This is a genomic window from Cellulomonas sp. P22 (assembly GCF_044392165.1).
In genome coordinates, this window is record NZ_JBISBW010000022.1 from 1 (window position 1) to 14443 (window position 14443).

At 72.9% G+C, this 14443-nt stretch carries 7 protein-coding genes; 1 reads left to right on the forward strand and 6 read right to left on the reverse strand.

Translation table 11 applies throughout. The features are described from left to right. Positions 1–221 precede the first annotated feature (221 nt). The 6 genes from glgB to ACGIF2_RS17260 form a co-directional block, all read right to left on the reverse strand. A complete protein-coding gene (gene glgB / locus ACGIF2_RS17235) occupies positions 222–2405 on the reverse strand; it encodes a 1,4-alpha-glucan branching protein GlgB (protein WP_396048409.1) in 2184 nt (727 codons plus the stop codon). 223 nt (positions 2406–2628) lie between these two features. Further along, entirely contained in the window at positions 2629–3384 is a 756-nt protein-coding gene (gene fabG / locus ACGIF2_RS17240; protein WP_396048411.1) for a 3-oxoacyl-ACP reductase FabG, read from the reverse strand. Between the two features lie 179 nt (positions 3385–3563). Next, positions 3564–6125 (reverse strand): glycoside hydrolase family 2 protein, encoded by a 2562-nt coding sequence (locus ACGIF2_RS17245; RefSeq protein WP_396048413.1) that lies wholly within the window; start codon positions 6123–6125, stop codon positions 3564–3566. A gap of 225 nt (positions 6126–6350) precedes the next feature. Continuing rightward, positions 6351–7739, reverse strand: coding sequence for an aminoglycoside phosphotransferase (locus tag ACGIF2_RS17250; RefSeq protein ID WP_396048415.1), 1389 nt, complete (start codon positions 7737–7739; stop codon positions 6351–6353). Then, the gene (treS, locus tag ACGIF2_RS17255; protein ID WP_396048417.1) at positions 7739–9514 is read right to left on the reverse strand and encodes a maltose alpha-D-glucosyltransferase; all 1776 of its coding nucleotides are present in this window, start codon (positions 9512–9514) and stop codon (positions 7739–7741) included. Before treS ends, ACGIF2_RS17250 begins: the two co-directional genes overlap by 1 nt. Continuing rightward, on the reverse strand, positions 9511–11604 hold the full coding sequence (locus ACGIF2_RS17260) for an alpha-1,4-glucan--maltose-1-phosphate maltosyltransferase (RefSeq protein ID WP_396048419.1): 2094 nt from the start codon (positions 11602–11604) through the stop codon (positions 9511–9513). Before ACGIF2_RS17260 ends, treS begins: the two co-directional genes overlap by 4 nt. 165 nt (positions 11605–11769) lie before the next feature. Between ACGIF2_RS17260 and glgP the strand changes: the two genes are divergently transcribed. Continuing rightward, a complete protein-coding gene (gene glgP / locus ACGIF2_RS17265) occupies positions 11770–14343 on the forward strand; it encodes an alpha-glucan family phosphorylase (RefSeq protein ID WP_396048421.1) in 2574 nt (857 codons plus the stop codon). The last annotated feature ends 100 nt before the right edge of the window (positions 14344–14443 follow it).

Below are 14443 nucleotides of genomic sequence, written 5' to 3' on the forward strand. Positions count from 1 at the left end.
CCGAACCCGGAAGCTAAGCCCTTCAGCGCCGATGGTACTGCACTCGCCAGGGTGTGGGAGAGTAGGTCGCCGCCGGAACATCATTCAGAAAGAGCCATCCCTTCGGGGATGGCTCTTTCTGTTTCCCAGCGACAAGGGCCGCGATCGAGTGCTTCGACGCGGCAGCGGCCACGCCCACGTCGGGGCGCGGCCGCTGCAGGACGGTCGGAGGGAGGGGTGGGCTACTCGGGGATGAGGTAGAGAGCTCCGAGCGGCGGCACCCGCAGCGTCGCCGAGAACGGTCGGGCGAAGTGGGGCTCGGGTCGAGCCTCGACCACGCCGAGGTTCCCGACACCGGATCCGCCGTAGACCAGCGCGTCGGTGTTGAGGGCCTCGCGCCAGCGGCCGCCCGAGGGCAGCGCCAGGCGGTAGTTGTCGTGCGGGGTGCCGGCGAAGTTCACCACCACGACGACCGGTCGTCCCGCGGAGTCGCGCCGCAGGAACGCGAGCACGTTGTGATCGGCATCGTTCGAGTCGATCCACTCGAAGCCCTGCGACGAGTCGTCGATCTCCCACAGTGCGGGGGTCGCGCGGTAGAGGGCGTTGAGGTCGCGGACCAGGTTCTGCACACCCACGTGGCCCGGGTAGTCGAGCAGGTACCAGTCGAGGCTGCGGGACTCCGCCCACTCGGTGCCCTGACCGAACTCGCTGCCCATGAAGAGCAGCTGCTTGCCGGGATGGGCCCACTGGTAGGCGAGCAGGGCGCGGACGTTCGCGAGCTTCTGCCAGTCGTCGCCCGGCATCTTGCCCATGAGCGAACCCTTGCCGTGGACGACCTCGTCGTGGCTGATGGGCAGGATGAAGTGCTCCGAGAACGCGTACACGAGCGAGAACGTCGCCTCGTTGTGGTGGTAGCGCCGGTTGATCGGCTCCTCCGCGAGGTAGCGCAGGGTGTCGTTCATCCAGCCCATGTTCCACTTGAACCCGAAGCCGAGACCCCCCTGGTCGGTGGGCGCTGTGACTCCCGGCCAGGCGGTCGACTCCTCCGCGATCATCATGATCCCGGGGGTGCGGCGGTAGGCCGTGGCGTTGGCCTCCTGCAGGAACTCGATCGCCTCGAGGTTCTCGCGTCCGCCCCGGGCGTTGGGTCGCCACTGACCGGGCTGGCGCGAGTAGTCGAGGTAGAGCATCGAGGCGACAGCGTCGACCCGCAGTGCGTCGACGTGGAACTCCTCGAGCCAGTAGGTGGCGTTGGCGACGAGGAAGTTGCGCACCTCGTTGCGCCCGTAGTTGAAGACCAACGTGCCCCAGTCGGGCTGCTCCCCGAGCAGCGGGTCCGGGTGCTCGTAGAGCGGGGTGCCGTCGAAGTTGGCGAGGGCCCACTCGTCCTTCGGGAAGTGCGCGGGAACCCAGTCGAGGATCACGCCGATGCCGGCGCGGTGGAGCGTGTCGACCAGGTACCGGAAGTCGTCCGGGTGCCCGAAGCGGGAGGTGGGGGCGTAGTAGGAGGACACCTGGTAGCCCCACGACCCCCCGAAGGGGTGCTCGGCCACGGGCATGAGCTCGACGTGGGTGAACCCGAGGTCCAGCACGTAGTCGGTCAGCTGGGCCGCGAGCTCACGGTAGGAGAGCCCCGTCCGCCACGAGCCCAGGTGCACCTCGTAGATGCTCACCGGGCCGGTGTGCGGGTCGCGCGACGCACGCCCGGCGAGCCACGCGTCGTCGGTCCACTCGTGGCGCGAGTCCACGACGACCGACGCGGTCGCGGGGGGCACCTCGGTGCCCTTGGCGACAGGGTCGGCCTTCTGCCGCCAGGAGCCGTCGTGCCCCAGGATCTCGAACTTGTAGCGGGCGCCGGCCTCGACCCCCGGGATGTACAGCTCCCACACGCCGGACTCGCCGAGCGAGCGCATCGCGTGCTCGGCGCCCTGCCAGTGGTTGAAGTCGCCGACCACCCGGACGGCGGCGGCGTTGGGGGCCCAGACCGCGAAGGCCGTCCCCCGGACCTCGCCGAGCACGCCGGGGTAGGTGTGGGGGTTGGCACCGAGCACAGTCCACAGCTGCTCGTGCCGTCCCTCGCGGATGAGGTGGCGGTCGAGCTCGTGCACCGTGGGCAGGAAGCGGTACGGGTCGTCGGCGCGGGCCGTGTGACCGGCGTAGGTGACGTCGAGGCGGTAGTCCGGGACCTCCTCGCCGGGGATCACCGCGAACCAGATGCCGTCGAGCTCGTGGGTCGCGGGGTAGCTGCCGCCCGGCGTGACGACCTCGACGGCGTCGGCGAGAGGGCGCAGCACCCGGATCGTCGTGCGGCCGTCGTGCACGTGCGGTCCGAGCACTGCATGGGGTTCGTGCGACGTCCCGTGCGCGACGGCGCGCAGACGATCGGGATCGACGGGGACGGGGAGGATCGCGACCTGCCGGTTCATGTGCCTACCCAACCACCACGCAGGCTCCGGCGCAGCCTCTCCACGCGGGAAACGCGAGGTCAGGGCACGAACGAGGCCGTCGAACCGGGCGCGACGAGGTGGGGGAGCGGGGCGGTGTGCGAGGCGACGGGGCCGCCGGCGAGCACGCACCAGGCCCACGGCGTCCGCCCGGCCCGTCGAGCGGGCCAGCCGAGTGCCAGCCGTCGGACGAGGAGGGCAGGCCTTAGCCCTGGGGTCCGCCGGCCACGTACAGCACCTGGCCCGAGACGAACGACGCCTCGTCCGAGCACAGGTAGCTCGCGGCGGCCGCGACGTCGTCGGGCCGGCCCACCCGGCCCACGGGGATCTGGCGGACGGCGGCCTCGAGGTACTCCTCGAAGCTGATGCCCTGGCGCGCGGCCGCCGCGCGGAGCATGTCGGTCGCGATGAACCCGGGCGCGATGGCGTTCGCTGTGATGCCGAACGGACCCAGCTCGATGGCCAGCGTCTTGGTGAAGCCCTGCAGCCCGGCCTTCGCGGCCGCGTAGCTCGCCTGCCCGCGGTGGCCGAGGGCCGAGGTGCTCGACAGGTTGACGACCCGGCCCCAGCGCGCCTCGACCTGGTGCCGCTGCACCTCACGGGCCATGAGGAACGCCCCGCGCAGGTGCACCGCGATGACGGCGTCCCAGTCCTCGTCGTCCATCCTGAACAGCAGCGCGTCGCGCAGGATGCCGGCGTTGTTGATCAGGACGGTGGGCGCGCCGAGCTCCTGGGCGGTCCGCCCGACCGCGGCGCGGACGTCCGGCCCGACGGTGACATCGGCCCCGATGCCGATCGCCCGGCCGCCCGTCTCGGTGATGGCGGTGACGGTGGACGCGGTGTCCTCCTCCCGCAGGTCGACCACGGCGACGTGGTTCCCGTCCGCGGCCAGGCGACGGGCGATCGCGGCGCCGATCCCGCGCGCGGCTCCGGTGACGATCGCGACTCGTGGCTCCGACATGGGCGTGCTGATCCTTCCGCTCGTGCTCAGGCCGCTCGCCGGCGTGGCCGTCGAGGTGGATGAGCGGGCAGGCGTCCCTCGCGCCACAGCGTCGCGCACCGGGGCGCGTCGCGCACGCCGCCGGACCGGGCCCGCCGGTCAGCCGGCCGGCCGCCGGCCGACCGACCCCCGGCGGCCGTTCAGCCGGTCGGTCGTTCGGCCAGTGCCTCGACCGGGCCTCCGGCGAGCGCGGGCTCCTCGGAGCGGGCCACGACCGTCAGGTCGTTGGCCGTGCGCAGGACCGGCGCCGAGGTCAGATCGGCCTCGGTCAGCCGGGCGGAGGTCCGCACCCAGAACGTCACGCCCGCGCCCGCAGGGAGCGTCACCAGCGCGTCGTCCACCGTCGCCCCGGGGTCGAGCCGGTCCACCAGCAGCGTCACGTCGCGTGCGAGCGACCGCGCCGTGACGTCGACGCGGTACCCGCCGACGGCGGGCGTCGCCGTGGCCTGCACCGGTGAGGGGTCGAGCGCGAGCTCGACGTCCTCGGCCCACAGGTGCACGACGCGCGAGGTCCCCAGCGCGGCCACGAGCACCTCGCGGTGCCGCTCGGCCGGTACGGCGACCTCGTCGGGCAGCGGGAGCAGCGCGACAGCGCGCGCACCGACGTTCACCTCATGGAGGTGCTCGGCCAGGTGCGTCCCGTCGAACAGCTCGCGGGACACGCGCACCGTGCCGTGCCACAGCTCGGGGCTGTCGTTGACGACCGCGAGCACGAGCCGTCCGTCGCGCTCCTGGACCGTGACCGTCCGGTCGGCGAACGCGTGCCGCAGCGCGTACCAGAGCGGCTTGGGGCGCTCGTCGGAGTCCACGGCCGCCCACGAGGTCACGGGCCAGCAGTCGTTGAGCTGCCAGACGATCGCGCCCGCGGTGCGCGGCCACCAGGACCGGTAGTGCTCGATCGCGTACGTGACAGCGCGGGCCTGGTTGAGCTGGGTGGCCCAGTGCCAGTCGGTGAAGTCGGCGGGCACCCCGAGGTGCGGGGCGAGCCCCCGGTCGAGCTTGCCGTTGCCGTCGTCGGCCTTCTGGTGCAGCAGGAAGACCGGGTCGGTCTTGGTGAGAGGGGCGCCGTCGGGGTTGCGGACAGCACGCTCGAGCGTGGCCCACGCGGGCGGACCCTGGAACCCGAACTCGGAGCAGAACCGGGGGACGTCGTCGCGGTAGGCCGCGTAGTCGACCCGGTTCCAGACCTCCCACTCGTGGTGCGTGCCGTGGTCGGGGTCGTTCGGGTGGGTGCCCTCGGGGGCCGACGCGGGGGAGTACGGGCTGCCGTCCATGTACGGCCGGGTGGGGTCGAGCTCGGCGACGATCGCGGGGAGGAGCTCGGTGGCGTACCGCCGGCCCCAGGTCGCGCCGCCCAGCTTCGCCTGCCAGGCCCAGTCAGCGAAGCCCCAGAGGTTCTCGTTGCCGCCGTTCCACAGCACGAGCGAGGCGTGCGGCGTCAGGCGCGCGACGTTCTCGCGGGCCTCGGCCTCGATCTCGCCCCAGAGCGGCTCCTCCTCGGGGTACGCGGCACAGGCGAGCAGGAAGTCCTGCCAGACGAGCACGCCGCGCTCGTCGCACACGTCGTAGAAGTCCTCGGACTCGTAGACCCCGCCACCCCACACGCGCAGCAGGTTGAGGTTGGCCCCGAGCGCCTGGTCGACGCGCCGGGCCACCTGGTCGCGCGTGACCCGCGTGAGCAGGTGGTCGTCCGGGATCCAGTTCGCGCCCTTGACGAAGATCGGGCGGCCGTTGACCCGCAGCGTGAAGGCCGATCCGAACTCGTCCGGCTGGGTGTCGAGCTCGATGGTGCGGAAGCCGATCCGGCGGTGCCAGTCGCCGAGCGCGGTCCGGGTGCGCTCAGCACCGTCGGCGGCCTCGAGCGTGACGGAGAGGTCGAGGAGCGGCTGCGCGCCGTGGCCCACGGGCCACCACAGCGGCGCGTGCGGCACCAGGACCTCGACGACGCCCGCGTCGACGTGCGGTCCGAGCAGGGTCTGCGCCTGCACGTCACCGACCGCGGCGCGCAGCACCAGGGTGGCGTCCTGCGCGCCCTCGAGCCCCGAGCGTTCGACGTCGACGTGCACGGTGACGCGCCCCGTGCCGTCGGGGTCGACGGTCACGAGCGGGCGGACCTGCTCGAGCCGCGCTGTGTGCCAGCGCTCGAGCCGCACGGGCTTCCAGATGCCGGCGGTCTGCAGGTCGGGACCCCAGTCCCAGCCGAAGCTGCAGGCCATCTTGCGGACCATGTTGAAGGGGTGGTCGTACGCCGTGGGCCGGGCGCCGAGCCGCTCGCGCTCGGCTTCGGCGTGCTCGAGGGCTGAGCGCAGGTCGACCGTCAGGGTGTGGGCACGGCCGTCCGCGAACGGGCGGGCGTCGAACCGGTACGAGCGGTGCTGGTTCGCGGTGCGTCCGAGGAGCTTGCCGTCGACCCGCAGGTCAGCGACCGTGTCGAGGCCGTCGAACACCAGGTCGGCGCGCTCGCCGGGCCCGAGCGGGCCGATGGTCAGCGCCCGCTCGTAGCGCCAGTCGGTGCGGTGCACCCACGTGAGCGACGTCTCGTTCTGGTCGAGGTAGGGGTCGGGGACGAGCCCCGCGGCGAGGAGGTCGGTGTGGACCGAGCCGGGGACGTCTGCCGGCACGGTCCGGTCCTCGACGTCGTCCGGGACGGGGCCGCGGGTCGCCCGCAGCGTCCACCCCTCGTGCAGGTCCTGCTCGATCATCCGGCTCGCTCCTGCCTCGTGGGGGACCCGCCTCGACTCGCTGCTCACCGGCGACGAGATCAACTATCTCAAGTGGGACCACAACCGCGACCTGGTTCGGCGCGGGCCACGGGGTGCAGGGCAGAGCACCACCTGGAGCGCCCCGTCCGGCCGCACCATCGGGGGCTCTCGGCCGACGAGGGGCACCCGGCTGCCCCCGTGCTCCAGAGCGAGCTCGTCCGGCGCTCAGTCGAGCAGCCGCTCGACGCCCCGGAGCGGGATGTCGAGCCAGGTGGGCCGGTTGCGTGCCTCGTACACGGCCTCGTACAGCGCCTTGTCGAGCTCGAGCGCCCGCAGCAGCGCGGAGCGGCTCGCGACGTCGACCGGGGGTGCGTCGTGGCGCTCGGCCGACGCACGCAGCACCTCGTCGCGGTAGCCCTCGAGCAGCGCCGCGCGGGCGTCGTCGGCCCACGATCGCGCGTCGTCGGCGCCGACCGCGGAGCCCGCCGTGCCCACCGCGGCCGCGTAGTCGAACGAGCGCAGCATCCCCGCGACGTCGCGCAGCGCCAGGTCGGGCCGCGTGCGGGCCGCGACCGGGGCGAGCGGCTCACCCTCGAAGTCGGTCACGAACCACTCGCCGTGCGCGCGCAGGGCCTGTCCCAGGTGCAGGTCGCCGTGGATGCGCTGCGGCAGGGGGAGGTCGGTCAGGTGCTGGGTGCGGGCCGCGAGCTCCTCGACCGCGTGCGCGTACTGCTCGAGCGCAGGCACGGCCGTCGCGGCCCACCGGTAGCGGTCGCGTACCGCCTGGGCCACCGAGCTCGCCCTGTCCACCGTCGCGGCGGGTGGCTCGACGGGCAGCGCGTCGGCGAGCGCGGCGTGCATGCCCGCCACGACCATGCCGAGGTCGCGGGCGAGCGGGGCGAACGACTCGCCGCGGCCCGCCATCGCGCACGCGAGCTCGAAGCCGTCTTCGGCGCCGTCCACGAACTGGCTGAGCACCGCGAGGTGTCCCTCGGCGGTCGCGCCGCGGTCGGGCCAGCGACCCTCGAGCCAGCCGAGGGGGCGCGGGACGTGCGTCCAGCCGTCGGCCGCGAGCGCGCGGGGCACGTCGACGTCGGGGTTGTCGCCCGGCGACAGCGCCCGGAAGACCTTGAGGATCGCGGCCGGGTGCGGCGGGCCCCCGTCCGGGTCGGGTGCCGCGGGCAGCACGACCGACGTGTTGGACTGCTCGCCGGTGAGCACGCGCGGGTGGTCCGGGTCGACGTCCCCGCCCGGCCCGTCGGCGACCGCGAGCCAGGCACGCAGGAACGCCGGGTCCCCGCAGCCGTCGCGGACCAGCACGGCCGGGGCGCCCGTGGTCCCGATGACCGCGGGACCGCCCGCGTCCTCGTCGGCACCCGCGGCGCGGAGCGTGACAGGCACCTGGAGCACGGTGTCGATCCCGGGGGCCACGGCCCGCACGAACAGGATGCGCACGGCGGCCTCGCCGCGCGGGTCGACGAGCGTCAGGCCGCCCGCGGCACCGAGCTCGGCCACGGACCCCTTGACGGGGAACCAGCGGCGACCTGGCAGCCAGGCCGCGAGCAGCCCGACGAGCGCCTCGTCGTCGGGCACCTGCACGGGGGCCGGGGACATCAGGCGCCCCCGACCTGCAGCCAGAAGAAGTCCCGCGACCCGAGCGTGAGCTGCACGGTCCCGGTCTCGGAGACCGGGGGGAACGGGGCGCCGCCGAACACGTCGCGCACGTTCGCCCCCTCGTGCCCCGGCAGCTGCACGGTCGTCGAGCGGGGCGTCGAGGCGAGGTTGGCCACCACGAGGATCGACTCGTCCTCGGTGCTGCGCAGGAAGGCCAGCACCGCGTCGTTGTCGGTCCGCAGCACCGTCAGGTCGCCCAGCCCGAGCGCGGGGTGCTCGCGGCGCACCTTGAGCATGCCGTGCACCCAGTGCAGCAGCGACGTGGGCTGCGCGAGCTGCACCTCGACGTTGATGTTGCTGTAGTGGTGCACGAGCGACTGGATCACGGGGAGGTACAGCTTGCCGGGGTCGGCGGTCGAGAAGCCCGCGTTCCGGTCCGGGGTCCACTGCATCGGGGTGCGCACCGAGTCACGGTCGGCGAGCCAGATGTTGTCGCCCATGCCGATCTCGTCGCCGTAGTACAGGCACGGGCTGCCCGGCAGCGACAGCAGCAGCGAGTGCGCGAGCTCGATCTCGCTGCGCGAGTTGTCGAGCAGCGGGGCCAGGCGCCGGCGGATCCCGATGTTGGCGCGCATGCGCGAGTCGGGTGCGTACCACCCGTACATCGAGGCGCGCTCCTCGGTCGAGACCATCTCGAGCGTGAGCTCGTCGTGGTTGCGCAGGAACGTGCTCCACTGGGCGCCGCGGGGGATCGGCGGGGTGTCGGCGAGGATGTCGACGATCGGTGTGGCCCGTTGGTCGCGGATCGCGTAGAAGATCCGCGGCATCACCGGGAAGTGGAACGCCATGTGGCATTCGGGCTCGTCCTCGGTGCCGAAGTACGCGACGACGTCCTCGGGCCACTGGTTCGCCTCGGCCAGGATGATGCGGCCCGGGAACTCGGTGTCGACCATCGCGCGCAGCCGGCGCAGCATCGCGTGCGTCTCGGGCAGGTTCTCGCAGTTCGTGCCCTCGCTCTCGAACAGGTACGGCACCGCGTCGAGCCGGAAGCCGTCCACCCCGAGCTGGAGCCAGAACCGCGCGACGTCGAGCATCGCGTCGACCACGCGAGGGTTCTCGAAGTTGAGGTCCGGCTGGTGGCTGAAGAACCGGTGCCAGAAGTACTGCCGGCGGACCGAGTCGAACGTCCAGTTCGACGTCTCGGTGTCCACGAAGATGATGCGCGCGTCGGGGTAGCGCGTGTTGTCGTCGCTCCACACGTAGAAGTCGCCGTAGGGCCCGTCGGGGTCGGAACGCGACGCCTGGAACCACGGGTGCGCGTCGCTCGTGTGGTTCATCACGAGGTCGACGACCACCCGGATGCCCCGCTCGTGGGCCGCGTTGATGAGCGTCGTGAAGTCCTGCACCGTGCCGTACTGCGGTGCGATGGCCGTGTAGTCCGACACGTCGTACCCGCCGTCGCGCAGCGGCGAGGGGTAGAAGGGCGGCAGCCACAGCGCGTCGACCCCGAGCCACTGCAGGTAGTCCAGGCGGTCGATGAGCCCGATCAGGTCACCGCTCCCGTCGCCCTTGCCGTCCGAGAACGCGCGGATCATGACCTCGTAGAACACGGCCTTGCGGTACCAGTCCGGGTCGGCCGAGAGTCCGGGGCGGTCCGCCGCGGCGCTCGGCACGGTGGGCTGGGGCCGGCCGGGGAGCGCACCGACGGCGGGGTGCTCGGGCGCGGGGGGCAGCGCGACCGGCACGCTGCGCTCGGGGGGCGACGTCACGCTCATGCCGGGTCCACCTGCACGACGTGAGCGGCCCGGACGGACGGGTCGAGCCGGACGTACACCGTCGAGCCCCACGCGTACGTCTCGTCGCTCAGGACGTCGTGGGCGACGAACAGGCCGGTCGGATCGGTCCCGGGGGCGAGCCCCAGCGCACCCAGGTCGAGGTGCACGAGCCCTTCGCGAGCCGCGAACGGGTCGATGTTGACCACCACGATGATCGTGTCGGCCTTCCCGGTGGGGGAGTGCTCGGCGTCGAGGTGGCGCGAGAAGCACACCAGCGCGTCGTCGGTGGTCGGGTGGATCGTCAGGTTGCGCAGCTGGCGCAGCGCGGGGTGCTGGTGGCGGATCTCGTTGAGCCGCCGGATCAGCGTCGCGATGCCGAGGGTGTCGCCCTGCGACCAGTCCCGCGGCTTGTACTCGTACTTCTCGTTGTCGATCTGCTCCTCGACCCCCGGGCGGGGCACGTTCTCGACCAGCTCGTAGCCCGAGTAGACGCCCCAGCTGGGGGCGCCGAGGGCGGCGAGCACGGCACGGGCCGCGAACCCCGCGCCGCCGCCCTGCTGCAGGTACGGCGGCAGGATGTCGTGCGTCGTCGGCCAGAAGCTGGGTCGCATCCACGACCCCTGCTCGCCCGAGACCTCCGACAGGTACTCCTCGAGCTCGGGCTTGGAGTTGCGCCACGTGAAGTACGTGTACGACTGGTGGAAGCCGATGCGCCCCAGGTTGAGCATCATCGCGGGCCGGGTGAACGCCTCCGAGAGGAAGATGACCTCGGGGTGGGTGGCGCGCACGTCCGCGAGCAGCCGTTCCCAGAAGGGCAGCGGTTTGGTGTGCGGGTTGTCGACGCGGAACGCCGTGACGCCGTGGTCGATCCACACCTGCACCACGCGGCGGATCTCGCGGTAGATGCCCTCGGGGTCGTTGTCGAAGTTGAGCGGGTAGATGTCCTGGTACTTCTTGGGCGGGTTCTCGGCGTACGCGATGGTCCCGTCGGCACGCGTCGTGAACCACTCGGGGTGCGCGGTGACCCAGGGGTGGTCGGGCGAGGCCTGGAGCGCGAGGTCGAGCGCGACCTCCATCCCCAGGCCGCGTGCCGTCGCGACGAACGCGTCGAAGTCCTCGAACGTGCCCAGCGCGGGGTCGATCGCGTCGTGCCCGCCCTCGGGCGAGCCGATCGCGTACGGCGAGCCCGGGTCGCCCGGCAGCGCCGTGAGCGCGTTGTTGCGCCCCTTGCGGTAGGTGGTGCCGATCGGGTGCACGGGCGTGAGGTAGACGACGTCGAAGCCGAGGTCGGCGATGCGGGGCAGCTCGAGCGCGGCCGTGCGGAACGTGCCCGACGTCCACTCGCCCGTGTCGGGGTCGCGGACCGCGCCCGCCGAGCGCGGGAACATCTCGTACCAGGCGCCGGCGAGCGCGAGCTCGCGGTCGACCTGGAGGGGGTACACGGGCGACGGGCTGACCATGTCGCGCAGCGGGTGCGCGGTGAGCACCGCACCGACCTGCTCGGACAGCGCGGCCGCGAGGCGCACCTGCGGGGGCCGCGAGGTGTCGCGCAGCGCAGTGACCGCATCGGTGAGCACCCGGGCGGCGACCGCGGGCATCTTCTCCTTGCCGGTGCGGCGGGCGGCGCGCTCGAGCAGCAGCGCGCCCTCGGCCAGCATGAGCTCGACGTCCACCCCCGCGTCGACCTTGATCCGGGCGTCGTGGCTCCACGTCCCGTACGGGTCCGACCAGCCCTCGACGCGGAAGCCCCACAGGCCCACCGCGTCGGGTACCAGGCGGGCCTCGAACCGGTCGAGGCCAGGGGCGATGTCGACCATGCGGGCCTGCGAGCGGTCGCGGCCGTCGGGACCCACCAGCACCGCGGTCGCGGCGACCGCGTCGTGCCCCTCACGGAACACGGTCGCCCGGACCGGCACGGCCTCGCCCACGACGGCCTTGGCCGCCCATCGTCCGGCGTCCACGACGGGGGAGACGTCGACGACGGGGATGCGTCCGATCGGGGGGCCGTCGGCCCGCGGCTTCGAGGCGACGGACGCGCGGGCTCGACGCGGGGTGGTGGTCGGGGGGACCTGGGCAGGTGTCTGCGTCACGGTCCGAACCTATCGACTCGGCGCTGTGGAGGGCATCTGGTGGGCGCGGCGCGCCCGGAGACACGGACGTCATACCCGCCCTGACCCGCGGCCCGACGGCGACGCGCGGACGAAGAGTTCGTTTCGGGGTGTGCGCAGGGCCCTGACCTGCGTAGTGTCGGGCAGGTGAGAGCCATCCGACGATTCACCGTCCGCACCGTCCTGCCGGCCGAGCTCGCTGAGCTGGACGAGCTCGCCCACAACCTGCGCTGGTCGTGGCACGGGCCGACGCGCGACCTGTTCGCGTCGCTCGACCCCGCGCTCTGGACCGACGTCGGCGGTGATCCCGTGGCGCTGCTGGGCGCGCTCGGGCCCGACCGTCTGGCCGAGCTGGCCCACGACGAGGTCCTGGTGAGCCGCGTGCACGCGGCCGCTGCCGACCTGCAGCACTACCTCACCGCGCCCCGCTGGTACCAGGAGCAGGACCCCGCGGACCTGCCCGGCTCGATCGCGTACTTCTCGCCCGAGTACGGCATCACGTCGGTGCTGCCCCAGTACTCGGGAGGCCTCGGCATCCTCGCGGGCGACCACCTGAAGAGCGCGTCCGACCTCGGCGTCCCGATCGTCGGCGTGGGGCTGCTGTACGGCTCGGGCTACTTCAAGCAGTCGCTCACGCGCGACGGCTGGCAGCTCGAGACGTACCCGGTGCTCGACCCCGACGGCCTGCCGCTGGCGCTCGTGCGCGAGGCCGACGGGACCCCGGCGGTCGTGTCGGTGGAGCTGCCCGGCGGGCGCACGCTGCACGCCCACGTGTGGTCGGCAGCCGTCGGGCGCGTCCCGCTGCTCCTGCTCGACTCGAACGTCCCCCAGAACGACGAGCTCGCGCGCAAGGTCACCGACCGCCTGTACGGCGGCGGGGGCGAGTACCGCCTCCAGCAGGAGCTGCTGCTGGGCGTCGGCGGCGTGCGGGCCCTGCGTCTGTGGTCGCGCCTGACCGGCGCCCCCGCTCCCCAGGTCTTCCACATGAACGAGGGCCACGCGGGCTTCCTCGGCGTCGAGCGCATCCGTGAGCTCGTGGCCGAGAAGGGCCTCGGCTTCGACGCGGCCCGCGAGGCCGTGCGCGCGTCGACCGTGTTCACCACGCACACGCCCGTCCCGGCGGGCATCGACCGGTTCGAGGCCCAGCTCGTCGCGCAGTACTTCGGCGGCGACAACGCGGTCGACGGCGTCCCGGTCGACGCCGTGCTCGCGCTCGGCGCGGAGGACTACGAGGGCGGCGACCCGCTGCTGTTCAACATGGCGGTCATGGGGCTTCGCCTGGGCGGGCGCGCGAACGGCGTCTCGCTGCTGCACGGCGACGTGTCGCGCCACATGTTCAACGGCCTGTGGGAGGGCTTCGACGCCGCCGAGGTGCCGATCAGCTCGATCACGAACGGTGTGCACGCCCCCACGTGGGTCGACCACCGGTTCCTCGACGTCGCGGCCGGAAAGCTCACACCCGAGGAGATCGCGACCGGCTCGGGCTGGCTGCGGCCCGACGGCGTGACCGACGCCGAGCTGTGGAACGTCCGCCGTGAGCTGCGGTCCCAGCTCGTGGCCGACGCCCGCGCGCGGGTCGGCGAGTCGTGGCACCAGCGCGGCGCGAGCCCGGCCGAGCTCGGCTGGCTCGACGAGGTGCTCTCGCCCGACGTCCTGACGATCGGCTTCGCGCGGCGCGTGCCCACCTACAAGCGGCTCACGCTCATGCTGCGCGACACCGAGCGCCTGCGGGCCCTGCTCACCGACCCGGACCGCCCCGTGCAGCTCGTGGTCGCAGGCAAGTCCCACCCGGCCGACGACCAGGGCAAGCGACTCATCCAGCAGCTCGTGCGTTTCGCCGACGAGCCGGACGTGCGCCACCGCATCGTGTTCCTGCCGAACTACGACATCGGGATGGCGCAGACCCTGCTGCCCGGGTGCGACGTGTGGCTGAACAACCCGCTGCGTCCGCTCGAGGCCTCCGGGACGTCGGGCATGAAGTCCGCGCTCAACGGCGGGCTCAACCTGTCGGTGCTCGACGGCTGGTGGGACGAGTGGTTCGACGGCGAGAACGGCTGGGCGATCCCCACCGCGGACGGCGTCGAGGACGCCAACCGGCGCGACGACCTCGAGGCCGCGGCGCTGTACGACCTCATCGAGAACCAGGTCGCGGCACGGTTCTACGACCGTGACGAGCGCGGGCTGCCCGTGCACTGGCTCGAGATGGTGCGCCACACCCTCGCGACGCTCGGTCCGAAGGTTCAGGCCACGCGCATGGTCGCCGACTACGTGCGGTTCCTGTACGTGCCGGTCGCGGTCGCGGGCCAGGAGCTCGACGCGGACGACTTCGCGGGGGCCCGTGAGCTCGCGAGCTGGAAGGAGCGCGTGCGCGCCGGCTGGCCGCACGTCCGCGTGGACCACGTCGAGTCCGGTGGCGTCGGCGACGTCCCCCAGGTGGGCGACGAGCTGCACGTCAAGGCGTACATCTCGCTCGGCTCGCTGACCCCGCAGGACGTCGAGGTGCAGGTGATGCACGGTCGCGTCTCGGAGTCCGACGAGCTGCGCACGTTCTCGGTGTCCGCGCTCGACGTCGCCGAGACGTTCGAGGCCGGTCGATACGCGTTCGCCGGCGACGTGCGGCTCGAGACGTCGGGGCCGTTCGGGTACACCGTGCGCATCGTGCCCAAGCACCGCGGGCTGACCTCGGTCGCCGACGTGGGCCTGGTCGCGAACGCGGGCTGACGCCGGGCACGCCCGCACCACGCACGTCCGACGCGGCGCGCACCCCCACCAGGGGGGCGACGCGTCCTTGTCGGGGGCGGTCCGCGCCGAGTGTCCACCC